This is a genomic window from Salinivibrio proteolyticus, assembly GCF_001996165.1.
GTDB lineage: Bacteria > Pseudomonadota > Gammaproteobacteria > Enterobacterales > Vibrionaceae > Salinivibrio > Salinivibrio proteolyticus.
Map to the genome: position 1 here is coordinate 55,688 of NZ_MUFP01000004.1, position 25,995 is coordinate 81,682.

Annotated in this window: 23 protein-coding genes and 1 riboswitch; of the genes, 17 read left to right on the forward strand and 6 right to left on the reverse strand. The window is 52.5% G+C overall.

Annotation, left to right across the window (positions count from 1 at the left end):
• Nucleotide 1 precedes the first annotated feature (1 nt).
• The 8 genes from leuB to BZJ19_RS03720 all read left to right on the forward strand — a co-directional run bounded on the left by leuB (nucleotide 2) and on the right by BZJ19_RS03720 (nucleotide 8,606).
• Nucleotides 2–1,096 carry a 3-isopropylmalate dehydrogenase gene (leuB, locus tag BZJ19_RS03685; RefSeq protein WP_077674633.1) on the forward strand — a complete coding sequence of 365 codons (1,095 nt, stop codon included), beginning with the start codon at nucleotides 2–4 and terminating at the stop codon, nucleotides 1,094–1,096.
• Nucleotides 1,097–1,117: 21 nt separating this feature from the next.
• Nucleotides 1,118–2,539, forward strand: a complete 1,422-nt coding sequence (gene leuC / locus BZJ19_RS03690; RefSeq protein ID WP_077674634.1) for a 3-isopropylmalate dehydratase large subunit — start codon at nucleotides 1,118–1,120, stop codon at nucleotides 2,537–2,539.
• Between the two features lie 9 nt (nucleotides 2,540–2,548).
• A complete protein-coding gene (gene leuD / locus BZJ19_RS03695; RefSeq protein ID WP_077674635.1) occupies nucleotides 2,549–3,151 on the forward strand; it encodes a 3-isopropylmalate dehydratase small subunit in 603 nt (200 codons plus the stop codon).
• A gap of 119 nt (nucleotides 3,152–3,270) precedes the next feature.
• A complete protein-coding gene (locus BZJ19_RS03700) occupies nucleotides 3,271–4,062 on the forward strand; it encodes a DUF547 domain-containing protein (protein ID WP_077674636.1) in 792 nt (263 codons plus the stop codon).
• Nucleotides 4,063–4,100: 38 nt separating this feature from the next.
• A riboswitch (TPP riboswitch) is annotated at nucleotides 4,101–4,202 on the forward strand.
• A 52-nt stretch (nucleotides 4,203–4,254) separates the two neighbouring features.
• The gene (gene thiB, locus BZJ19_RS03705; protein ID WP_077674709.1) at nucleotides 4,255–5,241 is read left to right on the forward strand and encodes a thiamine ABC transporter substrate binding subunit; all 987 of its coding nucleotides are present in this window, start codon (nucleotides 4,255–4,257) and stop codon (nucleotides 5,239–5,241) included.
• Between the two features lie 5 nt (nucleotides 5,242–5,246).
• Nucleotides 5,247–6,836 (forward strand): thiamine/thiamine pyrophosphate ABC transporter permease, encoded by a 1,590-nt coding sequence (gene thiP, locus BZJ19_RS03710; protein WP_077674637.1) that lies wholly within the window; start codon nucleotides 5,247–5,249, stop codon nucleotides 6,834–6,836.
• Nucleotides 6,830–7,534 (forward strand): thiamine ABC transporter ATP-binding protein, encoded by a 705-nt coding sequence (gene thiQ, locus BZJ19_RS03715; RefSeq protein ID WP_077481297.1) that lies wholly within the window; start codon nucleotides 6,830–6,832, stop codon nucleotides 7,532–7,534. The genes thiP and thiQ overlap by 7 nt, the downstream gene beginning before the upstream one ends.
• Before the next feature lie 67 nt (nucleotides 7,535–7,601).
• Complete coding sequence (locus BZJ19_RS03720; protein ID WP_077674638.1) at nucleotides 7,602–8,606, forward strand: GGDEF domain-containing protein; 1,005 nt, start codon at nucleotides 7,602–7,604, stop codon at nucleotides 8,604–8,606.
• Nucleotides 8,607–8,642: 36 nt separating this feature from the next.
• On the opposite strand, the gene BZJ19_RS03725 is transcribed toward BZJ19_RS03720, so the two are convergent.
• Complete coding sequence (locus BZJ19_RS03725) at nucleotides 8,643–10,016, reverse strand: PhoH family protein (RefSeq protein WP_077674639.1); 1,374 nt, start codon at nucleotides 10,014–10,016, stop codon at nucleotides 8,643–8,645.
• 311 nt (nucleotides 10,017–10,327) lie between these two features.
• Here BZJ19_RS03725 and rapA point away from each other — a divergent pair, with 311 nt between their 5' ends.
• From rapA to BZJ19_RS03740, 3 genes are all read left to right on the forward strand, one after another.
• Nucleotides 10,328–13,237, forward strand: a complete 2,910-nt coding sequence (rapA, locus tag BZJ19_RS03730) for an RNA polymerase-associated protein RapA (RefSeq protein ID WP_077674640.1) — start codon at nucleotides 10,328–10,330, stop codon at nucleotides 13,235–13,237.
• 39 nt (nucleotides 13,238–13,276) lie between these two features.
• Nucleotides 13,277–13,996, forward strand: coding sequence for a bifunctional tRNA pseudouridine(32) synthase/23S rRNA pseudouridine(746) synthase RluA (rluA, locus tag BZJ19_RS03735; protein ID WP_077481305.1), 720 nt, complete (start codon nucleotides 13,277–13,279; stop codon nucleotides 13,994–13,996).
• An 86-nt stretch (nucleotides 13,997–14,082) separates the two neighbouring features.
• Nucleotides 14,083–15,060, forward strand: coding sequence for a D-2-hydroxyacid dehydrogenase (locus BZJ19_RS03740; RefSeq protein ID WP_420876429.1), 978 nt, complete (start codon nucleotides 14,083–14,085; stop codon nucleotides 15,058–15,060).
• A 12-nt stretch (nucleotides 15,061–15,072) separates the two neighbouring features.
• Here the strand turns inward: BZJ19_RS03740 and djlA are convergent, their stop codons facing one another.
• Nucleotides 15,073–15,906 (reverse strand): co-chaperone DjlA, encoded by an 834-nt coding sequence (gene djlA / locus BZJ19_RS03745; RefSeq protein WP_077674642.1) that lies wholly within the window; start codon nucleotides 15,904–15,906, stop codon nucleotides 15,073–15,075.
• A 154-nt stretch (nucleotides 15,907–16,060) separates the two neighbouring features.
• Here djlA and lptD point away from each other — a divergent pair, with 154 nt between their 5' ends.
• Genes lptD through apaH form a run of 6 tightly spaced genes read left to right on the forward strand, consistent with a single transcriptional unit; the run spans nucleotide 16,061 to nucleotide 22,764 of the window.
• Entirely contained in the window at nucleotides 16,061–18,385 is a 2,325-nt protein-coding gene (gene lptD, locus BZJ19_RS03750; RefSeq protein ID WP_077674643.1) for an LPS assembly protein LptD, read from the forward strand.
• A 54-nt stretch (nucleotides 18,386–18,439) separates the two neighbouring features.
• Nucleotides 18,440–19,735 carry a peptidylprolyl isomerase SurA gene (gene surA, locus BZJ19_RS03755; RefSeq protein WP_069589586.1) on the forward strand — a complete coding sequence of 432 codons (1,296 nt, stop codon included), beginning with the start codon at nucleotides 18,440–18,442 and terminating at the stop codon, nucleotides 19,733–19,735.
• Nucleotides 19,725–20,711: a 4-hydroxythreonine-4-phosphate dehydrogenase PdxA gene (gene pdxA / locus BZJ19_RS03760; protein WP_077674644.1), complete on the forward strand. Its 987-nt coding sequence runs from the start codon at nucleotides 19,725–19,727 to the stop codon at nucleotides 20,709–20,711. Before surA ends, pdxA begins: the two co-directional genes overlap by 11 nt.
• A complete protein-coding gene (gene rsmA, locus BZJ19_RS03765; RefSeq protein ID WP_077674645.1) occupies nucleotides 20,708–21,514 on the forward strand; it encodes a 16S rRNA (adenine(1518)-N(6)/adenine(1519)-N(6))-dimethyltransferase RsmA in 807 nt (268 codons plus the stop codon). Before pdxA ends, rsmA begins: the two co-directional genes overlap by 4 nt.
• A gap of 14 nt (nucleotides 21,515–21,528) precedes the next feature.
• The gene (apaG, locus tag BZJ19_RS03770; RefSeq protein ID WP_069589589.1) at nucleotides 21,529–21,912 is read left to right on the forward strand and encodes a Co2+/Mg2+ efflux protein ApaG; all 384 of its coding nucleotides are present in this window, start codon (nucleotides 21,529–21,531) and stop codon (nucleotides 21,910–21,912) included.
• Between the two features lie 21 nt (nucleotides 21,913–21,933).
• Nucleotides 21,934–22,764, forward strand: a complete 831-nt coding sequence (apaH, locus tag BZJ19_RS03775; protein WP_077674646.1) for a bis(5'-nucleosyl)-tetraphosphatase (symmetrical) ApaH — start codon at nucleotides 21,934–21,936, stop codon at nucleotides 22,762–22,764.
• On the opposite strand, the gene folA is transcribed toward apaH, so the two are convergent.
• The 4 genes from folA to cgtA form a co-directional block, all read right to left on the reverse strand.
• The gene (gene folA, locus BZJ19_RS03780) at nucleotides 22,761–23,243 is read right to left on the reverse strand and encodes a type 3 dihydrofolate reductase (protein WP_069589594.1); all 483 of its coding nucleotides are present in this window, start codon (nucleotides 23,241–23,243) and stop codon (nucleotides 22,761–22,763) included. The two genes, apaH and folA, sit on opposite strands and share 4 nt — an antisense overlap.
• A gap of 18 nt (nucleotides 23,244–23,261) precedes the next feature.
• Nucleotides 23,262–23,726: a threonine/serine exporter family protein gene (locus tag BZJ19_RS03785; RefSeq protein ID WP_077674647.1), complete on the reverse strand. Its 465-nt coding sequence runs from the start codon at nucleotides 23,724–23,726 to the stop codon at nucleotides 23,262–23,264.
• Entirely contained in the window at nucleotides 23,723–24,502 is a 780-nt protein-coding gene (locus BZJ19_RS03790; protein WP_069589598.1) for a threonine/serine exporter family protein, read from the reverse strand. Before BZJ19_RS03790 ends, BZJ19_RS03785 begins: the two co-directional genes overlap by 4 nt.
• Before the next feature lie 201 nt (nucleotides 24,503–24,703).
• Nucleotides 24,704–25,867 (reverse strand): Obg family GTPase CgtA, encoded by a 1,164-nt coding sequence (gene cgtA, locus BZJ19_RS03795; protein WP_077674648.1) that lies wholly within the window; start codon nucleotides 25,865–25,867, stop codon nucleotides 24,704–24,706.
• Between the last annotated feature and the right edge of the window lie 128 nt (nucleotides 25,868–25,995).

The following is a 25,995-nucleotide window of genomic DNA, read 5'->3' on the forward strand; positions in this document are numbered from 1 at the left end:
CATGGCCAGCGCACACCAGATTGCAATTTTACCCGGCGACGGTATCGGCCCCGAAGTAATGGCGCAAGCCGAAAAAGTGCTTGATGCGGTTAGCGAGCGATTCGCTGTCACCTTTGAGCGTCACCACTACCCTGTGGGCGGCGCCGCGATTGATGCCCATGGCTCTCCGCTGCCAGCACACACCTTGGCCGGCTGTGAAAAAGCCGATGCGATTTTATTTGGCTCAGTGGGCGGCCCAAAGTGGGAGCATTTACCGCCAACCGAGCAACCGGAGCGCGGTGCCTTGCTGCCATTGCGCAAACACTTTGGTCTGTTTTGTAACTTGCGTCCGGCACAAATCCATACCGGCCTCGAAAGTTTTTGCCCACTGCGCGCCGACATTGCCGACAAAGGCTTTAACATCGTGGTGGTGCGAGAGCTGACCGGCGGGATTTATTTTGGTGAGCCCAAAGGACGTGAAGGTGAAGGCCGCGAGGAAAAAGCGTTTGATACGGAAATCTATCATCGCTATGAAATTGAGCGTATTGCCCGTATTGCCTTTCAATCGGCCCAGCTTCGCAACAAACACGTGTGCTCAATCGATAAAGCCAATGTGCTGCAAAGCTCGATGCTGTGGCGTGAAGTGGTAGAAGAAGTAGCAAAGGACTATCCAGATGTCCGCTTAAGCCATATGTATATCGACAACGCCACCATGCAGCTGATTAAAGACCCGTCGCAATTTGATGTGATGCTATGCTCGAACATTTTCGGCGACATCATCTCCGATGAGTGCGCGATGATCACCGGCTCAATGGGCATGTTGCCATCTGCGAGCTTGAACGCGAGTAAATTTGGTTTGTATGAGCCCGCAGGCGGCTCTGCGCCCGATATTGCGGGTAAGAATATCGCCAACCCAGTGGCGCAAATTCTCTCCGCCGCGCTAATGCTGCGCTACTCGTTAGGCGAAGAAGACGCAGCCTGCGCGATTGAGCATGCAGTCAGCCAAGCGCTGGCGGCCGGTGAGTTGACCGCGGATCTAGCAGGTAACCGCCCCGCATTGAGTACCGAACAAATGGGCGATCGTATCGCCGCGTATATCCGCCAAGGCGCAGAATAATTACCCGTAAGGATACGAGCTATGTCGAATGCAAACACCCAGCAAGGCGCTAAGACCTTGTATGAAAAAATCTATCAAGCCCATGTGATCACCGAGCAGCCTGGCGAAGCGCCGCTGCTGTATATCGACCGTCATTTAGTGCACGAAGTGACCTCACCACAAGCCTTTGATGGCCTGCGGGAAAAAGGGCGCCCAGTGCGCCAAGTGAGTAAAACCTTCGCCACCATGGATCACAATGTCTCCACCGAAACCAAAGACATTAACGCGTCAGGGGAAATGGCGCGTATCCAAATGGAAACACTGGCCAAAAACTGTGAAGAGTTCGGAGTGACCCTGTACGACTTAAATCATCCTTACCAAGGCATTGTGCATGTGATGGGCCCCGAGCTTGGCATTACCCTGCCCGGCACCACCATCGTCTGTGGTGATTCGCACACCGCAACTCACGGTGCCTTCGGTTCCCTTGCCTTTGGTATTGGCACCTCAGAAGTCGAACACGTACTGGCCACCCAAACACTCAAGCAATCCCGCGCCCGCACGATGAAAATTGAAGTCACGGGCAAAACCGCCCCCGGGATCACCGCCAAAGATATTGTCCTTGCGATTATTGGTAAAGTTGGCCACGCAGGTGGCACTGGGCATGTGGTGGAGTTTTGTGGGGACGCCATCACTGCCTTGTCGATGGAAGGGCGAATGACGGTCTGCAACATGGCCATCGAATTAGGCGCAAAAGCTGGCCTGATCGCGCCAGATGACACCACCTTTGCCTACCTAAAAGACAAAAAGTTTTCCCCTAAAGGCGAGCAATGGCAGCAAGCCGTTGCGTATTGGCAAACCTTGCACTCAGATGCCGATGCGCACTTTGATCGCGTGGTCACTCTCGATGGCAGTCAAATCCATCATCAAGTCACATGGGGCACCAACCCCGGCCAAGTGGTCAGTGTGCATGATAGCGTGCCTGCTCCAGAGAGCATGACCGACCCGATAGAGCGCCACTCGGCTGAGCGAGCCTTAAAGTACATGGGACTGACGGCAGGCCAAGCCATTACAGATATCCACATCGATAAAGTCTTTATTGGCTCTTGCACCAACTCACGGATTGAAGACATGCGCGCAGCCGCCGCGGTCGCCAAAGGACGACGCGTGGCAGAGGGTGTACATGCCATGGTGGTGCCGGGCTCCGAGCAGGTGCGCGCCCAAGCAGAGCAAGAAGGGCTGGATGTGATTTTCCGCGAAGCGGGCTTTGAGTGGCGCTTGCCCGGCTGCTCTATGTGTTTGGCGATGAATAATGATCGCTTAGGCCCCAAAGAGCGCTGTGCATCCACCAGCAACCGTAACTTTGAAGGCCGCCAAGGCCGTGAAGGCCGCACCCACTTGGTCAGCCCTGCGATGGCCGCCGCCGCTGCTATTGCCGGTCATTTTATTGACGTTAACCAATTATAAGGAGGCCTCATGTCAGGCATACACACTCATACCGGCATTGTTGCCCCATTGGATGCGGCGAACGTCGATACTGATGCGATCATCCCTAAACAGTTTTTGCAAAAAGTCACCCGTACTGGCTTTGGTCAGCATCTATTTCACGATTGGCGCTTTTTAGACGATGCGGGCAAGCAACCGAACCCCGAGTTTGTGCTCAATCAAGCGCGTTACCAAGGCGCAAGCGTCTTGCTCACCCGCGAAAACTTTGGCTGTGGCTCGTCACGCGAACATGCCCCTTGGGCGCTAGATGATTACGGCTTTAAAGTGATAATCGCCCCCAGTTTTGCCGATATTTTCTATGGCAACTGCATTAATAACCAAATGGTGCCGGTGACCCTTGAAGAAGGCCAAATCGATGCTTTATTTACGTATGTGGCAGAAAATGAAGGCGCGACTGTAATGTTAGATTTGCCCGCCCAAACCATCCGTGCCGGTGAACACTGCTTTAGCTTCCAGATGGATGATTTTCGCCGTCATTGCTTGTTGGAGGGGTTAGATAGCATCGGCCTCACGCTGCAGCACGACGCTGAGATCTCACGCTTTGAGCAAAACATTCCCGCCTTTTTGGCATAACACAACGCTTTAACCACTAAAACGCTGCTTGAGCAGCGTTTTTTTATGGCTATGAAAGCAAACATGGCTCAAGCTGGTCTAGGATATAAACAAGATACGCTCGCGATTGAGGAAGCGGTATGCGAACACGGATCACGCTCATTTTTTGGTTACTCTTTGCTTTTCCAGCCTTGGCCGCCCCGAAAGCCGATTATTGGGCAATGTGGGATGCGCACAACCCCGCCAGCCAAGCCACGTTTACCCATCACAGCTGGCAAGTGTTACTCGATAAATATTTACAGCCTCAAGGACAGCACACCTTATTTAACTACGCAGCCGTCACCGAGGCCGATAAAGCGACTCTCGATCATTACATTAGCATGCTCACCGCGCGCGACCCGCGCACCTTGACCAAAGACGAACAATACGCGTACTGGGTTAATCTCTACAATTCAGTCACCGTAAAGCTAGTTTTGGATGCGTATCCAGTCCGTTCGATCACCAAACTCGGTGGGCTGTTTAGCTTTGGACCTTGGGATGATGAGGTGGTCACGGTAGCAGGAGAGCCGCTTACCTTGAATGACATTGAGCACCGTATTCTACGTCCGCTCTGGCAAGATCCGCGTACCCATTATGCGGTCAACTGTGCCAGCCTTGGCTGTCCGAACCTACAGCCACAAGCCTTTCAAGCCGACACCTTAGAGGTACAATTAGAACAAGCCGCCTATACCTTTATTAACAGTGATAAAGGCGTGAGTCAGCAAGGCGGTCAGTGGCAGCTTTCTTCTATCTATGAGTGGTTTGAGGCCGATTTTGGCGGCAGTGAACAAGGAGTAATTACCCATATCAATCAATACCGCGATATCAAACTTCCCGAGGATGCACGCTTAGACTATGACTACGACTGGGCGCTTAACCGAACCGCTGACTAAAAGGCTTGGTTAACCCTAAGCCAATCAGTACAATGGCTTCGTACTCATTGGGGAGCCTCTTGGCTGAGATTGCGCACCGCGCTAAACCCATCGAACCTGATCCAGCTAACACTGGCGTAGGGATTGAGACTTGATGATGTCATCAACCAGCCTCAACACCCACGCCCAACTTAGGAGCGTGCTGTGAAAGTCATTACGTCTGTTTTAACCGTACTTTCTTTGTCTCTGTTATCGCTTGGCGCCCGCGCCGCTGACCCGCTGACTATTTATACCTATGACTCATTTATCGCCGATTGGGGCGCAGGGCCAAAAATTAAAGCCGCCTTCGAGAAACGCTGTAATTGTAAGGTCGAGTTTGTGTCCCTTGAAGACGGTGCAGCCTTGCTCAACCGCATGCGGATTGAAGGCAGTACCACCAGCGCCGATATCGTGCTGGGTATGGACACTAATTTAATGAAAGAAGCGGAGCGGAGCGGCATTGTCGCCGAGCACGCAGTGAATACGGAGCGCCTACAGGTACCCGGCGGTTGGGATAATCCCTACTTTATTCCCTACGATTACGGCTACTTTGCCTTCGTGTACGACACCACGCGCCTGCTCGATCCGCCCAAGAGCTTGAAGGCCTTGATTGAAGATCGTGATGACATCAGTGTGATTTACCAAGATCCCCGTGTCTCCACCGTTGGCCAAGGCTTAATGCTGTGGATCCAGAAAGTATACGGCGATCAAAGCCAGCAAGCATGGCGTGATCTCGCGGATAACACCATTACCGTGACCAAAGGCTGGACCGAAGCGTACAACATGTTCCTGAACAAGGAAGCGGACATGGTGCTCTCTTACACCACATCACCGGCTTACCATTTGGTTGCCGATGATGATGACCGCTTTGCCGCCGCGACGTTTGAAGAGGGCCATTATATGCAGATTGAAGTGGCCGCGAAATCAGCGTACACCGACCAGCCAGAACTGGCCGATGCGTTTTTGCAGTTTATGATTAGCGATGAAGCGCAGTCGATCATTCCCCTTACGCAATGGATGTATCCTGTTACTGATATCACTTTACCGGATGCCTTCTACACCTTGAGTAAGCCCGAAAAAAGCTTGATTTATCAACCCGATGAAGTGATGGGCAACCGTCAACAATGGGTGCGTGACTGGCAAACGGCGTTGGTTGAATAATCATCATGCTCAACCCTTCACGCACTTGGCCGGGCAGTCTCGCGGCCAGTCTAGTCGTGCTTTTAATTGGCAGCGCTCTATGGGCGCTGTTCTCTCACAGCCAAGATCTTAACCTTCAGGCACTATGGCAAGATGCCTACCTTCGTCACGTCACCGTATTTAGCTTCAAGCAAGCCATTTTATCAGTGATCCTCAGTGTAGGACTGGCGATTCCTGTTGCCCACGCCCTGTCGCGTCGCGAGTTTGCGGGTAAGCGTTGGTTGTTGAAACTATTTGCCATGACCTTAGTGCTGCCTGTGCTGATTGGGGTATTTGGCTTGGTAGCCATTTTTGGTCGCAGCGGCTTGCTCGCCGACACCCTACAACACTTTAACCTCTCCCTGCCTTTTTCCATTTATGGATTAAGCGGCATTTTGCTGGCACACGTGTTTTTCAACTTACCATTTTCCGCCCAGATCATGGTGCAAACACTCGAGGGGATCCCCGCCGATCAACGCCGCTTAGCGACTCAATTGGGCTTAGGTGGCTGGCAGCGTTTTCGTCACCTTGAATGGCCTTATCTTCGCCAAAGTTTGCCCCATATCGTCGGGCTGGTGTTTATGCTCTGCTTTACCAGTTTTGCCACCGTCATGGCGCTTGGAGGCGGCCCCAAAGCCACCACCATAGAGTTGGCCATTTACCAAGCCATTCGCTTTGACTTTGATTTGCAAACCGGCGCGGCATTAGCGCTGTGGCAGATGATGCTGTGCGGCACCATTGCGTTTGTAGTGCAAACATTCACACGCGCGGTGCCGAATACACCCAGTGAAGTATTACCATTGCCGCATGCCCTCGATAGCCGAGCGGCGAAATGCTGGGATCTGCTCTGGATAACCTTGGTCTTGCTTCTCGTATTGCCGCCACTGGGTGTAGTGCTGTATCGCGGGTTCAACCCGAGTGCGCTCACTGTCCTTGCCGATACAGCGTTATGGCAAGCCACCATGCACTCATTGTGGGTGGCCACCGGCGCGAGCGCCATTGCATTTGTGTTGGCAATTGCAGTGATCTTAGCCAGTCGTCACTGGCGATTTCATGGTCAAAAAAGACGAGCCGATGGTATTGAGACGCTGGGGGCCATGATTCTGGTGGTGCCCAGTATCGTATTAAGCACTGGGCTATTTTTGCTGTTTCGCCAATTTAGCGATGTCTTTAGCCTCGCCTTGTGGTTGGTGATGGGGGTCAATGCGCTGATGGCCTTACCGTATTTGATTAAGGTGCTCAGTGCCCCTGCCTATCAAGTGGCGCAATCTTATCATGCACTCTGTGCCACCCTAGGCGTGCGCGGGGTTACCCGCTTGCGCTTAATTGAATGGCAGTGCTTACGCCGCCCAATAGCACGTGGCCTCGCGGTCAGTTTTGTCCTCTCGATGGGCGATCTCAGCGCCATTTCTTTATTTGGCAGCCAACACTTTCAAACGCTGCCTTTGTATCTATTTCGTCTGATGGGCAGTTATCAAATGGATGCGGGCGCCGCGGCGGCCATGCTGTTATTAGCGACCAGTTTAGGCAGCTACGCTCTGATCATCCGCCTCGTCCAATGGAGACACGCATGCTAACCCTTTCCAATATCACGTATCGCTACCAGCAAGCGTGGATGCACTTCGACGCCCACATTGCGCCGGGGGAGATTGTTGCTGTACTCGGCCCAAGCGGCGCCGGGAAAAGTACCTTACTCTCTCTGATTGCAGGATTAATTGCTCCTGATAGTGGCGAGATTTTGATTGCAGGTAAGCCAGTCACTACCGCGCCAGCTCACCAGCGCCCACTCTCCATCCTGTTTCAAGAGCATAATGTCTTCACCCACTTATCGGTGTTTGACAACATGGCGATTGGACTTTCGCCCTCACTCAAGCTCAGTCACGCACAAAAAGAGAGCGTGAGAAGCGCCGCGGACGCTGTGGGGCTGACACCTTATTTAGATCGTTTACCCGGCGCATTGTCCGGCGGGCAGCGCCAGCGGATTGCACTTGGCCGAAGCATTGCGCGTCAACAGCCTCTGTTGTTACTTGATGAGCCTTTTTCAGCCCTTGATCCTGCGTTGAAAAAAGACATGTTAGCCTTAGTGAAACGGACCGCCCACGCGCAAGGTACAACCGTTTTAATGGTGACCCATCACCCCGACGATGCGAAAGCCATTGCCTCACGTTTTCTTTACGTCGATGAGGGCCAGATTGCCTTGTCTCGCCCCGTCGCTGACCTGAATGCGCCCCCACCGGCGATGCATCGTTATATGGGCATGATGGAATCCCCCTAATAGATGGCGCCGCCTCGTTTGGCTTCTATACTGACAACAGGAATAGACCCTTTTAAGGAGGCGCTTTGTGCCCGCCAGTAGCATTCAGATACTTGACTCCATCGTCGATTTCACGGCCAAAACTGAAGTTGATGCGATTACCAAGAGCCTACTGACGTCGATCCTTGAGCTAACGCCTGTCAGTGAAGTGGTGTTACTTGATTACTGTTCTGGACTCAATCCCCCTTTCACAGTGCTGGGTACCAATGACAACAGTGCCTTTCAACAAGAAAATATCGAACAAGTGGATGCGCTGCTAGAAGACTGCCTCGAGAGCCAAGAGGTCACCGTGCATCAGGCGCACGATCATACCTTAGTTGCCGTCCCTATCTATTACGAAAAAGACGAAGACATTCGCGGTGTCTTATGTGGCCGCGCCGAGCAATTAAACGAGGAACAGCTTGCTCTGGTGTCTGGCCTCACTCACATCTATGAGAACTATCAACAAATCATTATGGCCAGCGAGCGAGACAGCTTCACCGGTCTATTCAATCGTAAGGTGCTGACCAAAAAGTTGGACCTAATTAGTGATCGCTTAGCGCAAGCGCCCGCGGCGATGGACAGCGATTTGGATCAGGCAAGTTATCCTTGGATTTGTATTTTTGATGTCGACCATTTCAAGCAAATTAATGATAACTTTGGCCATGTATTTGGCGATGAAGTCATTTTGTTGCTCGCGTCTTTAATGCGACAAACCTTTTCTATCGAAGACACCCTGTTTCGCTACGGCGGGGACGAATTTGTGGTGTTACTTCACCCTTGCACACGCGCTATGGCTGAGCAAAAAGCCAATACCTTTATTGCCAATGTCAACGCACGCGACTTTGGCGCAGCGGAAACCGTGACCATTTCCATGGGCGCAACGCGTATCGATAAAGCGCATCAGAGCACCAGTACCTTATTGGGCAATGCGGATCAGGCGCTTTATCACGCCAAGCAAAACGGTCGCAATCAAGTGGCTTTCTACGAAGGATTGCTGGAAAGCGGCATCATCAAAACCTTTGTTGCCGCCGACGATGTCGAGCTGTTTTAACGCAAGGAAAACACGGCGGCTGAGCCGCCGGTTCGGTTAAAGGTTTTCTTCGGCAAACTCGGCAAGACGGCTGCGTACTACCCCATTGAGGTATACGCACGCACTGCCCTCGAAATTTTTAAATCGCTCGACAATGTAAGTCAGCCCAGAGGTAACCGGTGTGAGGTAGGGGGAGTCGATTTGCGCTAAGTTGCCTGAGCAAACCAGTTTAGTCCCTTCACCACAGCGGGTGATAATGGTCTTCAGTTGCGAGGCAGTCAGGTTCTGGCACTCATCCAAGATCACAAACGCGTTTTGAATCGAGCGACCACGCATAAAGTTAATCGACTTAAACTGTAAGTTAGCTTTCTCCATGATGTAGCGCATCGAGCCATCCGTGCATTCATCATTCATGTGCAGCGCTTCTAACGTATCGGTCACCGCTCCCAGCCAAGGCAGCATTTTTTCCTCTTCCGTGCCCGGCAAATAACCGATCGATTCACCAATATCTGGGGTGTTGCGGGTGACGATGATCTTGTCATACATTCCCTTTTCCACCACTTGCTCCAGCGCGGCGGCCATCGCCAGAATGGTTTTCCCGCACCCTGCCGGTCCGGTCAAAATGGTTAAATCAATGGTCGGGTCCAGTAACGCGTCCATCGCCATGCCTTGGTAGATATTTTTCGGCTTCACGTCCCAAGCCGTACGGTGCATGAGTCGCTCGCGACTAAGGTCTTTAATAATCGCTTTTTCACCATTGATAGCTTGAATGCGTGCCGCGAAATCATCGCTTTCATCCAACAGGTACTGGTTAACGAACGGTGTTTCCAGTAATTCAGACGGTAAAGTGTGGAGGGTATCTGAACCATACGCTTGGCTATCACATTCCCCGACTTTGTCCCAAAAACTGCCCTCAAAGGTATGAAATCCTTTGGTCAGCAATCGCACATCGTCAATCAATTGATCAGTGCGATAGTCTTCCACATACATCACTCCCGCGCCTTTAGCGCGCAGTCGCATATTAATATCTTTGGTCACCAATACGACTTTGCGCGGTGAGCGTTTGGTTTGTAGATGTAGCACCGCATTTAAGATTCGGTTATCGCCAGCCTTGTCAGCAAAGGCGTGTACCGTTTCTTTAATTTCAAAGTCGGCCAGTATCGATACAGTTCCCGTCGCATCGCCTTTGCCAACAGCAATGCCCTCGCCGATTTCATCGGGGGTGGCTTCTTTAAAGATATCTTCCAACGCTCGAATCGCGACACGCGCATCTCGTGAGACATCACGCTTGCTGTCTTTGATGCGGTCAAGCTCTTCGAGGACGGTCATGGGGATCACAACATCGTGTTCTTGGAAGGAGTAAATAGCGAAGGGTTCGTGGAGGAGAATATTGGTATCCAATACAAACAGCTTCCGGTCGGCGTCGCCCATAGGCACCTCCTGTGTCGGCAGTTCACTGTCGGTGACAGCGCTTAAGTTAAGCGTAGACCTGGCATTGGGAATTCCCAATCTATTTCGCTGCGCCACGTCACGCTTTTATCTTTGCCGCTCAATAATGACGTTTGTGTGTCAGCGTGACCTTTGCGGGGATTCGTTGAGTTTCATCGTGACGCTCCTCACAAGTTCGAGTACTATTGGCGGCCAATTTTTTCAGTGCCACACTGAATAGCACAGTATTTAAACGGCGCCGCTGTCGCGGGGCTGCGTCTTCGACAATCGAGTTAATTCAGAGGTTTTCCCCTATGTCATTTGCGCTTGGACAACGTTGGATCAGTGATACGGAGCATGATCTAGGACTGGGCACCGTGGTGTCTGTTGACGGCCGTACCGTGACCCTAATGTTTCCTGCTAGTGATGAAACACGGCTGTATGCCAGCCACGATGCACCCGTCACCCGGGTGATGTTCAACCCGGGCGATGAAGTTGAAAGCCATGATGGCTGGACCATGACAGTCTCGCGTGTTGAGGAAAACGACGGGGTATTAACCTATATCGGTACACGCAATGATACCGGCGAAGACGAGGTATCACTGCGCGAAATCTTGCTCAGTCACCAGATTCGTTTTAACAAACCGCAAGACAAGCTGTTTGCTGGCCAACTTGATCGCATGGATCGCTTTGCCCTACGTTATCGCGCCCTGACCAATCAACACCAACAACTCCGTAGCCCGCTGCGGGGGTTAACCGGCATGCGTGCTGGTCTGATCCCTCATCAGCTTTACATTGCTCACGAAGTCGGTCGCCGTCATGCGCCACGCGTACTGCTTGCCGATGAAGTGGGCTTGGGTAAAACCATTGAAGCGGGCATGATTATCCACCAGCAGGTGCTGGCAGGTCGCGCTGAGCGGGTCCTGATTGTGGTGCCCGAAACTTTACAGCATCAGTGGCTGGTCGAAATGATGCGCCGCTTTAATCTGCACTTCTCGATTTTTGACGAAGAGCGCTGTGTGGAGGCCCTAGCGGATGCCTACAACCCCTTTGATACCCAACAGTTGGTCCTGTGTTCGCTGGAGTTTTTGCGTAAAAATCGCCGTCGTGTCGAACAAGTCTGTGAGACCCACTGGGATCTGCTAGTGGTCGATGAGGCTCATCACCTCTCATGGGCACCAGAAGCCCCTAGCCGCGAATACCAAATCATTGAGAGCATCGCCGAGCATACACCGGGCGTGTTGCTACTTACCGCTACACCGGAGCAACTTGGCCAACAAAGCCACTTTGCCCGCTTGCGTCTGCTCGACCCAGATCGCTTCTACGATTACGACGCCTTTGTGGAAGAGGCAGCGCAATACGCGCCAGTGGCGGAAGCGGTTGAAGCTTTGCTTGCCGATGCGCCCCTGGGTGATGCGGCACAACATAGCATCCGCACCTTGCTCCAAAGCGACGATTTGGAGCAGCGCTTGGCCCTCATCCACAGTGATGATGAGTCGACTCAGCGCGACGCTCGCCAACAGTTAATTGACGATCTCATGGACCGCCACGGCACCGGCCGTGTCCTCTTCCGTAACACTCGTGCAGCGATCAGTGGCTTTCCAACCAGAAACCTGCACATGCATGCGCTTGCCTTGCCCAAACAGTATCAAACGGCCATGCGCGTTGCCGATATGATGGGCGGCCGTCTCGCGGGGGAGCAAAAGGCGGTACAAAACCTCTACCCTGAAGATATTTATCAACAGTTTGAAGGCGACAGTGCCAGCTGGTGGGGCTTTGATCCACGCATCGATTGGTTGCTCGATTACCTGAAAACGCACCGTAATGACAAAGTCCTGATCATTTGTTCACGGGCACAAACCGCGTTGACCTTAGAGCAGGCGCTGCGTGAGCGCGAAGGGATCCGTGGCACTGTATTCCACGAAGGCATGTCGATTGTCGAGCGAGACAAAGCCGCGGCTTACTTTGCCCAAGAGGAAGGGGGCGCGCAGGTCTTGATCTGCTCGGAGATCGGCTCAGAAGGCCGGAACTTCCAGTTTGCCCACCAGTTGGTGATGTTCGACTTACCCATGAACCCAGACCTTTTGGAGCAGCGTATCGGTCGTCTTGACCGTATCGGTCAGCAACAAGATATTGCCATTCATGTCCCCTATCTTGAAGGCACCGCGCAAACCATTTTGGCGCGCTGGTATCACGAAGGCCTCGACGCGTTTGAAGATACCTGCCCAACCGGCCGTGCGGTGTTCGAGCAATACGGCGAGACCTTACTGACCCTGTTGGCCGCAAACCAACAAGACGACGCCCTCAGTACGCTGATCGAAGACAGCGCTGCCATGAACCAGCGTCTCAAAGCAGAAATGGAGCAAGGTCGCGATAAACTGTTAGAAATGCATTCACATGGTGGGGACGCGGCGAAACAGTTAGCACAAACGATTGCCGACCAAGATGGCGATACTGGCTTGGTCACCTTTACCTTGGGGCTGTTTGATACCATCGGCGTCAACCAAGATGACAAAGGGGAAAATGCGCTGGTAGTCACGCCATCAGAACATATGATGGTTCCGAGTTATCCGGGCCTCCCCACCGATGGCTGCACCATCACCTTTGATCGCGATACCGCGCTCAGTCGCGAAGACGTCCAATTTGTCTCGTGGGAGCACCCTATCGTGCGCGGTGGTATCGACTTGCTGCTGAGCGAAAACATCGGCACCACCGCGGTCTCTTTACTCAAAAACAAAGCGCTGCCCGTGGGCACCTTGTTCCTCGAGCTTATCTATGTGGTGGATGCCCAAGCGCCGAAATCAAGCGGGATTCATCGCTTCTTACCGCAAACACCAGTACGTGTCTTGCTGGATGCGAATGGCAACGATTTATCCACCAATGTCGAGTTTGAAGGTTTCCATCGCCAGTTAAGCCCCGTCAATCGCCATTTGGGCAGCAAAATGGTTAACTCGGTACAAAGCCAAGTTCACCGCTTGATTGAAAAAAGTGAGCCTTTAGCTGAAAAAGCACTGGGTGAGATTCAAACCCGTGCCCACCAAGAAATGGAAAGCGAGCTGACCCAAGCCTTGGCGCGTTTAGAGGCACTCAAAACCGTCAACCCCAATATCCGTGATGATGAGTTGGATGCTCTACGCGAGCAAATCAGCACCCTTTCACATCACATTCAACACGCGCAGATTGAATTAGACGCCTTGCGTCTAATTGTGGTCAGTCATCAATAATTTAGCGTTAGGCGGGGCTAGCCGGCCCCGATGTATCCTATGGCAATGACAGAATACCATCCTCCCACCGAGCCTTGGCTTGATATTCTTTATCAAGATGCGGATTTGGTGGTGATCAATAAACCCAGCGGATTGCTGGCCAATCCTGGCCGCGATCCGGCCCACTACGATAGTGCGTGGTCACGGGTGAAAGACGCCTTCCCCGAGGCAGAGCTGGTCCATCGCTTAGATATGTCTACGTCCGGAGTGATGGCCTTTGCCGCCCACAAAGAGGCTGAGCGAAACCTTAAGGCCCAGTTCCGAGATCGTATCCCGACCAAGCTTTACTACGCCGAAGTATGGGGGCATCCTGCTGATCATGAAGGGCAGATTGATTTACCGCTGATTTGTGACTGGCCTAACCGCCCGCGCCAAAAGGTCTGCTTTGAGCATGGGAAACCATCGCAAACGCACTATCGCTGTTTACACACCTTCCCTAAGACCAGTTTGATGGCCTTGTACCCACTGACTGGACGCTCGCACCAGCTTCGTGTGCACATGCAATCGTTGGGACATAGCATCGTTGGCGATGAGTTTTATGCCTCTCCCGAGGCACTCGACTATGCCCCTCGCCTTCATTTGCATGCGGCCGAGCTGAGTTTATTACATCCAACTACCGGCGACGTCCTGCATTTTCACGCCCCCTGTGAGTTTTATACCACGATGCCCGCCAATCGCCTTGCCGATGAGTATCAGTTGGCCTCACCTAGCGCGACCTAGCACACCGAATTGCCCTCGTGGTCGCTGAAACGATTGCACAATGTGACGATATTTCGCACCCTAGAGCCATGGATTGAGACACGGAGATCAACATGGCTCAGCGTACCCCCACCAATATCGTCTTTCTCGACCGTAACACCATTCCAGCCCATATTGTGCTGCCCACACCTCGCTCGCCCCATCACTGGCAAGCCTATGGTGAAACACAGCCTGATGAGGTCGTGGCACGTTTGCAAGAGGCCGAGGTCGCTATCACCAATAAAGTGGTCATCGATGAGGCGGTGCTCGCCTCCTGTCCTAATCTCAAACTGATTGCGGTCGCTGCGACTGGCGTCAACAATGTGGATTTAGCAGCATGCCGCGCGCGTGGTGTGCAAGTCTGTAACGTCCAAGGTTATGCCTCTCAATCGGTACCTGAACACGTCATCGCACTGATCTTCGCACTTAAACGTCAATTACTCGGCTACCACCACGATGTTCAACACGGCGCATGGCAACAGCATGGTCAGTTTTGCTTTTTTACTCACCCAATCGGCAGCGTTGCGGGCAGTAAATTGGGGATTATCGGTAAAGGGGTTTTAGGCGAGGCGGTTGCACGTTTAGCGCGCGCAGTCGGCATGACCGTCATGTTTGCGGAGCACCGCGGAGCCACCGATTGCCGGGAGGGTTATGTACCCTTTGATGAGGTGATCAGCCGTGCCGATATCCTCTCTTTGCACTGCCCGTTAAATCCGACCACAGAAGCCTTGATTAACCGTGATGTCCTCGCCCGCATGCCAAACCATGCCTTATTGATCAATACAGGGCGTGGCGGATTAGTTGATGAAAGCGCGCTCCTCGACGCCCTCAAAACCGGTCAAATTGGTGGCGCCGGACTAGATGTGCTGAGTGAAGAGCCAGCCCCCAATGATCACCCACTTATCACCGCATCACTGCCGAATTTAATCGTCACCCCCCATATCGCATGGGGAGCGGATGAAGCAGTGAACCGGCTCACCCAGCAACTGATAGATAACATTGATGGCTATCTGCGAGGCACACCACAGCACACCTTGATTAATTAACACGGCCGCCCGCTAAAGATCGCGGGCTTTTTTAATCACATCGTAAGCTTTTTGAATTTCTTGTGCTTTTTCTTTCGCCAATTCCATCATCTCAGGGGGTAACCCTTTGGCCATCAGCTTGTCAGGATGGTGTTCATTCATCAACTTGCGGTATGCCTTTTTCAATTCCTGAGCAGAAGCTGAGGAATCCACACCGAGAACCTCATAGGCATCATCCACTTCACGTTGACGCGGTGGTGCTCCCGCCCCACCCGCGTGCTGGTGCCAATCTCCTTGGTAGCCTTGGCTAAATCGAAACGCGGCTTCTTGCATACGCAGACGCTGCTCAAGTTGCTGCGCGGAAAAACCCAATCCCTCCGCAATGATATACAGTAACTCACGCTCTTTCGGATGCAGCTCTCCGTCCGCAAACGCCGCTTGTACCTGCACTTCAAGGAAAAAGCTAAGCAGATCGCGCCGCCCTTGGCTTAACGCCCGGATCCCATTCAAAGTCTCTTGGAGCGGGAAATCACCGCCTTTTCCTTCTCGAAAAGCGTCTTGCGCGGATTGCCTCGCCGCCCCATGCAACTGCATGCGATCCATAATTAAGCTGGCTAGACGAATCTCTTCCTGTGTGACTTGCCCCTTGGCCTTTGCCACATGTCCCATCACAGCAAAGGTGCCATGAAAAAAGACACGTTGCGCCTCGGCACCTTGAGCACCGAAACCTCCGCCAAAACCGCCCAGTGAAGCGCGTTGTTTGGCTTTATCAAACTGATGACCTAAGAACAGGCCAAGAAAAAAACCGAATGGGCCTCCCAGCAAAATGCCGAGAAAAGCGCCAATTACCTTGCCATATAGTTGCATGCCATGGTCTCATTGCTGGTTTCACACCCTGCACATTTACAGGTGATGCCGGGCGTAAATTGATTTATGATAATCGCATTTTGCAGCCAAAGCATACTGATGCGTTGCCTTCGTGTACACCACGCTATCAGATAAAACAGGAATGTCTTCTTCAATGTCACCGACTGCACGCAGCTTTTTAGCCACCATGATTAGCCTGGCGCTCTATGGCCCAGCGCTTGCTTTTGCCAATGCGGATTCCGCCGACAAACCTTGCCCGGACAGCGAGGCGCGGTGTATTCCTCCCAGTAAACAAACGCAAGATGTGAACAACGCCCCAATTCGCGTTGTGGCTGATCGCGCCGAAGCCCAATCCAACGAAAAAGCCATTTACAGCGGCAATGTTGAGGTTACCCAAGGGCATCGTAAAATGACCGCGGATACCGCGACGCTGCGCGACCCTGAGCGTATTGTCACCGCCCAAGGCGATGTGGTCTTCAATGATGGGCAAATGATGGTGACCTCAGATTACCTGCAGGCCAACCTTGACACGGAAGACACCACACTCAACAACGCACAGTACAAAATGCTGTGTACACCGGGGCGCGGTGAAGCCAAACGGGTATTTAAAAATGGTACTACCTTCTATGAAATGGAAGACGGTACCTTTACCACCTGTCCGGATGAAGATAAAAGCTGGCGCTTTTCGGCTTCTAAAATCGAAAAAGAAGAAGACAGCCTGTTCGCCGACTTGTATCACCCCAAATTTGAGGTGATGAATGTGCCCGTCTTTTACCTGCCTTATTTGCGTGTACCGGTCGAGGATGGGCGCTTAACGGGTTTCCTCTATCCATCGGTGTCGTGGAGTGATCGCGACGGGGTTGAGCTAGAAACCCCGTTTTATTGGAATATTCACCCACAACTTGATGCCACCATTACGCCGAAATACATGTCGGAGCGTGGCGTTCAGCTTAACACCAATATTCGTTATTTAGCGCCATTCGGATACGGCTCGTTATATTCCGAGTACCTTCCTGACGACCAACTCAATCCTGAACTGGATGAGCGTTGGGGCTTCAACTGGAAACACAGTGGCGTCCAAGGTCACTGGCGCTATGAGGCCGATTACAGCAAAGTCAGCGATATTGCTTACTTTCAGAATATCGACTCCGATGTGGGTAAACGGGAAGACAATACCTTGCTACAAACCGGCGAAATCAGCTATCGCGGGTTAGATTGGAATAGCACGGTACGTGTCCGAGATTTCCAAGCACTGACTGAGAATACCAGTGTCTATCGCCTCATGCCGCAGGTGGATCTCAATTACTATGCGCCGCAAACCTTAGGCTGGGCGGATATTAGCTTACCCGCACAATTGAGCGTGTTTGCCAGTGATGACCCGAACAAACCTGAAGCCACCCGGACCCATTTGGCGCCGACCTTAAGCATTCCCTTCACGCGTCCTTGGTTTAGCGCCACCGCCGAAGCCAGCATGCTCTACACTCACTACGATCAGCGCTTTAATAACGCCTCACCCGATGCTGAGTCGACCGCCAAACTGAGTAAGTCGGTCGAGCGGAAAATCCCTACATTGCGGTTACACTCAGGGCTGGTGCTTGAGCGTAATTTCTGGGCGATGGGGAGCAACTTTAGCCAAACCCTTGAGCCACAAGTTCAGTACTTGTATATCAAGGATGTCAATCAAAGTGATATCTACAACCCGGTGAACTACAACGGGGGCGGATACGATACCGCACGCTTGCAAACCGATTACTATGGCCTATTCCGCGGTAATCAGTTCAGTAGTATCGACTTTATCAATCCCGCTAACCAGCTCACCTACGGGGCTACCACGCGCTTTTACGACAGCGGTTATAAAGAGCGCTTTAACCTGTCGTTTGGTCAAATTTATTATTTTGATCGCTCCTCGGATGACGATGTGGATGCGTTCGACTATTCCGCGTGGGCGCTCGAAGGGGAAGCTAATTTCAACGATAATTTCTTTGTTCGCGGCTCCATGCAGTACGACAGCAACTTGAGTGAGTTGCAATTCGGTAACGCGATTGCTGAATATCGACAAAGCGGCTTTTACGCGCAAACCAGCTATCGTTACGTGGCGCAGGACTACATAGTGTCGACCTTGCCAAACCGAGATATCAGCAAGCTAACTGACGATGGGTTGTCGCAAGCAGGGATCGTGACAGGCTTCCCACTTTGGAATGGGCTGAGCTTTAAAGGGCAATACTGGCGCGATCTTACCCAAGATGTCATGCTGGAAAACCAGTTTAGCCTGACTTATCGCTCCGACTGCTGGGTCATTGGACTGAGCTACAATGAGTACTTGCTCTCGCGCTCTAACATCAACAGCGATCCTGAATACGACAACAACGTCACCCTCTCGTTTAGTCTGCTGGGTCTCGGCGCACAAAGCGGTTTCAATTTCAGTACAGACTCAGGAAACGCCCTTGGCTACCGCGATCCTTTTGCGCTGAAGAACTAACACGGCGCACTGTGGTCTGGACAGTAGAACGATTTTTTTAGAAGTGGACAAAGCATGAACAAATGGAGTCACGCCCTCATCACTGGCGTTTTAGTGTTGCTTACACCTTTTTCCCACGCAGCGCCCAAAGAGCTGGATAGCGTGGTCGCTGTAGTTAACGACGGGGTTGTGCTGAACAGTGATATGGAAGCCATGCGTCGCACCGTGACCCTGAACGCACAACAAAATGAGCGTCAATTGCCGCCAGCTTCTGTGTTGGAAGAGCAAATGCGCGAACGCTTAATTGTTGAAGAGCTGCAATTACAAGAAGCGAAGCGTTTAGGCATTCAAATTGACGATAGCCAGCTACAGCAGGCAATTACTAATATCGCCAAAGAACAGTCGCTGAGCCTTGATGAGCTGCGCAAACAAGTTAGCGCGCAAGGTACCTCTTGGGCGCAATACCGCGAACAAGTGCGCCGCGAGCTGACAATTTCAGAAGCACGCAATGCCCAAGTGCGTCGTCGGATCAGTATTTTGCCGCAAGAAGTCGAATCCTTGGCTAAACAACTGAACGAACAGCAATTGCAAAAAGTGCGCTACAAGCTGTCTCACATCCAACTAAAGCTGGATGATGACGCGGATAAAGCCACGCGCGAAGCCGTGAAAAAGCAAGCATTTGAGCTTGTCGACAAACTACGCCACGGTGGAAAAGTTGCTGATTTGGCCATGGCATACTCGAAAGGGCCGAAAGCGCTCGACGGGGGAGATTGGGGCTGGCTACGTTTAGAGGAAATGCCAACCATCTTTGCCGACCAGATCAGTAACCAAGGGAAAGATGCCATTATTGGCCCCTTCCGCAGTGGTGTGGGCTACCATATTCTTAAAATCACCGATGTAGAAGGACTCGAGACCGTCGCGGTGACAGAGGTAAAAGCGCGTCATATTTTGATTAAGCCATCGATTGTCCTTAGTGACAAAGGTGCGCAAAAAGAGCTGAATGACATCATCGCCCAGATCAAACGGGGTGATCAGAGTTTTGCCGATTTGGCCAAACAGTACAGTGATGACCCAGGCTCGGCCGTCAATGGGGGTGACTTAGGCTGGTCAACCACAGATGTCTATGTCCCTGCCTTTAAAGCCAAAGTGGATGCCCTTCCACAAGGCCAGATCAGCGAGCCATTCAAAACGGTACATGGCTGGCATATTGTCGAAGTCACCGACCGTCGCGAAGTAGATAAAACCGATGCAGCGGTTAAAAACCGAGCCTATCGTATGCTGTTTAACCGCAAGTTTAACGAAGAAGCACAAGCATGGTTGCAAGAGTTACGCGCCGGTGCGTACGTTGAGGTACTCGGCGATGACCGTTAAGCGTATTGCCATCACCCCAGGAGAACCTGCGGGGATTGGCCCTGATTTAATTTTAGCGATGGCACAGCATCCTTGGCCACACCAACTGGTGGTGGTGGCCAATCGAGACATGTTGGCAGCGCGCGCCAAAACACTTGGCCTATCAGTTACGCTTGAGCACTACGACACCACGCAGCCAGCCACGCCACACCAAGCCGGTACGCTGATTGTCGAGGATATACCACTCGGCGCGCCTGTAGTGGCGGGCCGCTTAGATGAAGCCAATGGCCGCTACGTGCTTGAGACACTGACACGCGCCGCTGAAGGGAATCTCAACGGCGAATTTGCTGCCATTGTCACTGGCCCCGTTCATAAAGGCATTATCAACCGTGCTGGCGTGTCATTTAGCGGTCATACTGAGTTTTTTGCTCAACACGCGAACGTCAATCAGGTCGTGATGATGCTGGCCACTGAAGGCTTGCGTGTCGCACTCGTGACTACCCATATCCCGCTCGCCTACGTCGCCAAAGCGATCACCCGAGAGCGCCTGCATGACGTGATTGCGATTTTGCATCAAGACTTGCAAGAGAAATTCGCCATCAAGCAGCCGCGTATTTATATCTGTGGTCTCAACCCGCACGCTGGGGAAGACGGCTGTCTTGGTCGCGAAGAAATTGACATCATTGAACCTGCGCTCGACGAGTTACGCGAGCAAGGGATCGACTTGGTCGGCCCGCTCCCTGCTGATACGCTTTTCCAAGAGAAATATCTGCAAGATGCCGATGCTGTACTGGCGATGTATCACGACCAAGGCTTACCTGTGTTAAAATTCAAAGGATTTGGGCGCTCAGTGAATATCACCTTGGGTCTCCCTTTCATCAGAACATCAGTAGATCATGGTACCGCACTGGATTTAGCAGGTACTGGTACGGCGGATACAGGAAGCCTGCGGACGGCCATCTCCCACGCCATTGAATTAGTAGATAGCAAAGCATGAGCGATAAAGTCCACCAAGGCCACCGCGCCAGAAAACGTTTCGGACAAAACTTCCTAAACGACCCTTACATCATTGGCGGCATTGTTTCGGCCATCAATCCGCAATCCGGTGAAAATCTGGTTGAGATTGGTCCGGGACTGGGCGCGTTGACTGAGCCTGTCACCGAGCAAGTGGATCATTTAAACGTGGTCGAGCTTGACCGCGATCTGGCCGCTCGCCTGCGTAGTCACCCATTTATGGCCAGCAAGTTAACCGTTCACGAAGCGGATGCGATGCAGTTTGATTTTGCCGAGCTTGCCAAGCAAGGGCCTTTGCGAATTTTCGGTAATCTGCCTTACAACGTATCGACCCCTTTGATGTTCCATCTGTTTTCATTTGCAGGCCATGTGCAAGACATGCACTTCATGTTGCAAAAGGAAGTGGTAAACCGCTTGGCGGCGGGTCCAGGAACCAAAGCGTACGGTCGATTGACCGTTATGGCGCAATATTACTGTCAGGTCATTCCGGTACTAGAAGTACCACCCAGCGCGTTTAAACCTGCGCCTAAAGTGGACTCGGCTGTGGTGCGTCTGGTCCCACACAAAACGTTGCCGTACCCTGCAACGAGCATGCAATGGTTAGAGCGCGTTTGTCGTGAGGGCTTCAACCAACGCCGTAAAACCATACGTAACGGTTTCAAATCCCTGGTGAGTGTGGACACACTGACTGAGCTCGGTATTGACCCTAGTTTGCGACCGGAGCATTTGACGCTGGCGCAGTTTGTCAGCTTGGCAAACTGGCTGGACGCCAACCATCAACAATAAACAGGAGCCTTGACTTGCAAGCCACCGATAACCCGCAATTCGAGATTAATATCGCGACCCAATACGTCGAAGATCAATCCGAGCCGGACAACGAGCGCTTTGTGTTTTCTTACACCGTCACCATTAAAAACCAAGGTGATGCGCCCGCACAGTTGATGCGACGCAAGTGGTTAATCACAGATGCCAACGGTAAAGAGCTCGAGATTGAGGGCGAAGGCGTGGTGGGAGAACAACCCAGTATTGCCGCGGGGGAAAAGTATACCTATACCAGTGGCACCATCATTGAAACGCCTGTAGGCGTGATGCAGGGTTTCTACACCATGCAAGATCAAGCCGATAACCAGTTTAAAGTGGAAATTGAGCCGTTCCGCCTCGCGCTCCCTAACATTCTTCACTAACGTCCCTCAAGGAGGCCACACATGGCTACCTATCTTATCGGGGATATTCAAGGTTGTTACCAAGAACTGCGCGCGCTGTTGGCGCGCGTTGATTTCTCCCCCACTCACGATACCCTCTATGTCGCGGGTGATTTGGTCGCTCGCGGAGCGGATTCCTTATCCGTGTTGCGCTATCTTCATTCGCTCGGCGCGTCGGCCAAGATAGTCCTTGGCAACCACGATCTGCATCTATTAGCCGTTGCACACGGGATTAAACCGGCCAAGCCAAAAGACCGTACCCAGCCGATCCTCGACGCGCCAGACCGAGAAACATTGCTTCAATGGTTAGCGGCCCAGCCTCTGTTAATCGACGAATCAGAGCGAGACGACGGTGGCTTTTTGCTGACCCACGCGGGGATTAGCCCACAATGGGATAAAGCGACGGCTGTCGCCTGCGCGCGAGAAGTCGAAGCCATACTGCACAGCAATGAGCAAGCGTGGTTATTACGACATATGTATGCGGATCAACCCGATCACTGGGAGGAAACGCTGGAAGGCCTGCCTCGCTACCGCTATATCATCAATAGTTTGACCCGGATGCGATTTTGCTGGCCCGATGGTCGCCTCGATATGCAATGCAAGTTGCCTCCTGCGAAAGCGGCAGACACGGGTCTCATCCCTTGGTTTGAGGTGGCGCGCCAACAACCACTGGGACACGCGATTGTGTTTGGCCATTGGGCGGCTTTAGGGGGAACCATCCAGCCCGGCTTATACGGACTGGATACCGGCTGTGTTTGGGGCGGTGAGTTAACCTTGCTGCGTTGGGAAGACAAGGTTTGCTTTACCCAGCCAGCGCTCAGTGACGGTGCTTAACCACGCTCCCAAACCGTAAAAGTCAGTGGGTGGGCGTTTTTCTCGTCCGGTGCATGAGTTTCACTGGCCACTTGCGTCCACCCTTCACCCCAATCAGGGAAACGAGTATCGCCTTCAACATGGGTGTCGATAAAGGTGAGATACAAGCGATCCGCGCGCGGTAAAAACGCGTCATAAATGGTCCCACCGCCAATCACCATCACCTCAGCCACATCACCCACCGCGGCCAGCGCCTGCTCAGGTGAAGCGACCACGGTCACGCCGTCTGGTTGATAGTCAGGATCGCGGCTGATCACAATATTGGTACGCTTTGGTAAAGGGCGGCCAATCGACTCAAAGGTTTTACGCCCCATCACCACAGGATGCCCTAGGGTGGTGCGCTTAAACCACGCTAAATCAGCCGGCAAATGCCAAGGCATCTGGTTATCTTTTCCAATTACTCGGTCTTTTGCCATTGCGGCAATTAAGCTGACTCGCATTACGCTGGCCTCATTGAATTAAATCACTGGTCGGCGACGATAAAATAATAACCCCGGCATCGCAAGACCAATGGCTAATGCGGCCAAGATAAACCCAGCGCTAATCAAATTCTCCATCAAGCTGGCCCACAAGGCCGGCGTGTATCCTTGGTTATTGATAGTCACCAAGGCGATCATCGCTTTAAACGCGTAAACGCCGGGGATCATGGGAATAATGGCGGCGACGGTAAATACCTTAGGATGGGCCAGAAAGCGCTGAGACCAATACACCCCTAAAAAACCGATGGTGGTTGCGCCCGCAAGCGTAGCCCATTCGATAGCCATGCCCGACTCCATCAACACAAACCTTAGCCCATGACSAATCGCGCCACCGTAAGCGCAGTATTTGAGCGCCTTGGCAGGCACATTGAAGACCAAGGCAAACCCTACCGCAGGGATCATGGCGAAAAACATATCTTCCAATAAGGCGAGCAGCAAACTCATAACCACCCCCATGCACCGACAAGATTCATCGCCCCGACAATGCCGAGCGCGGTGGCGAGGGTCAGTAACGACGCCATGGTCCAGCGTGCAATCCCCATATCGACAAACCCTTTCACCATGTCAGAGACCGCGTTAATGAGCGGATAACCCGGCACCAACATCAACACCGACGATGCCATGATCAGAAAAGGTTCATTGCCCCAATTCATCACCGTCCCCACGCTTGAAATTAAGGTGGTCACCATGGCGGTAAGCGCAAAAGTGAGCAAAGGATTAAACTGACGGTGGGCAAGTAGTTGGCGCACACGCATGCCGCACGCCGATGCGACAAAGGTTAAGGCAAAGATAACCGCATCACCACCGGCCAACCGGCTAAACGCGGCACAGGAAAGCCCTATCATGCCCACCACTAGCCAAGGAGGATAACGATGAGGCTTGATGCGGGTGAGACGTTTACGCACCGCTGGCGCGTCGAGAATGCCCTTTTCCGCGAGGATCACCGTGCGCTGAATATCCGTTACCACCTGCATATTGATCCCGCGGTCGGGGCACTGTCTCGCAGTGGTAATGCAATGGCCGCGGTTCAAGGTGGTGACCACCAATGAACTGGCTGATAGCGCGAGCTCAACACTGTCTAGCCCCAACGCTTTGCCCAAGCGAATGCTGACATCGCTCACCAGTTTACTCTCTGCACCATGTTGCAAAAGTCGCTGCCCGACTTCTATGACCAAACGTGAAATCGCACGCTGTTCTGGTTCGGTTAACCGTCTCGTCACCCGCTATCCCTCTCGCCTTTATCTACTATCGCAGTATTGATGAATAACTGCTTAAAATCTTTGATGCAAATAAAACACCTCCGATTTCCTTGTCGGAATTGGGCAGCGTACCTTTTTCTGCGCTCAGCCAATACAGCGACGATCAAACATGGCGACGATAGGCATAAAAAAAACCGCTGCTCGGGAGCAGCGGTTGTCAGGTTAAGGCTTGTAGATGATTTCGACGTCGTAGTCGTCTTCATCCCAATCGTCCCAATCATCGTCGTCATCGTCCGATTGATTGAGTTTCTTCTCGTGGTAGTCATCCCACTTGAAGGCTACCGTCTCATCTTCTGGCTCAACCTCTGGCGTCGGTGCCGGTAAGGTATCAATAAAGCCCATCAGATCGTAAATCAGTGGCTGGACGTTCGCCTTGTTGATCGCAGAGATCGCGTAATATTTATCATCCCACGCGAGCGCTTCTAACACACGGTCGATTTGCTCTTGCGCCTGCTCTTCTGGCATGAGGTCGACTTTGTTAAAGACCAACCAACGCGGCTTATCTGCCAGCTTCTCACTGTATTGGTTTAACTCATCAATGATGGTAAACGCATTGTCGACTGGATCGGTGCCATCCACAGGCATGAGATCAATCATGTGCAACAAGACACGGCAGCGCTCAAGGTGTTTCAAGAAGCGAATACCCAGTCCCGCGCCATCGGCAGCGCCCTCAATCAGACCCGGAATATCCGCCACGACAAAGCTTTTATCGGCAGCGACACGGACCACGCCAAGGCTTGGCACCAAGGTGGTAAAGGGGTAATCAGCGACCTTTGGCTTAGCGGCCGACACCGCGCGAATAAAGGTTGATTTACCCGCATTCGGCAAGCCTAACATGCCTACATCGGCGAGGAGCAACAGCTCTAGGCGCAGCTGACGGACTTCCCCTTTGGTCCCCATGGTTTTTTGGCGTGGGGCGCGGTTGACGGATGATTTGAATCGGGTATTCCCCAACCCATGGAAGCCGCCTTTCGCCACCATGATTTTCATACCATGTTGCGTCAAATCGGCAATCACTTCGCCGGTATCTTCATCGACAGCACGGGTACCAACAGGCACATTCAGTACCAAGTCATCACCGCGTTTGCCGGTACAGTTACCACCGCGACCATTTTCACCACGCCCTGCGGCATGAAAGCGCTCGAATTGGTAATCAATCAAGGTGTTAAGGTTCTCGTCGGCGAGTAGGTATACATCACCGCCATCGCCACCGTCGCCGCCATCTGGGCCCCCTTTGGGCACATACTTTTCACGTCGGAAGCTGACGGTACCATTGCCGCCGTCACCCGCGTCTACGCGAATTATCGCTTCATCTACAAACTTCATGCTAACTTCTCCGCACCAGCGGCCAGAAACATCTCGTTCCCGGGCTACTAGCCTTATCCCAGATTGGTGTGTGGCGATCTTATCGATCTTAGGATCAATTTTCAGCCTTGGCTGACTTTCTGCTTACC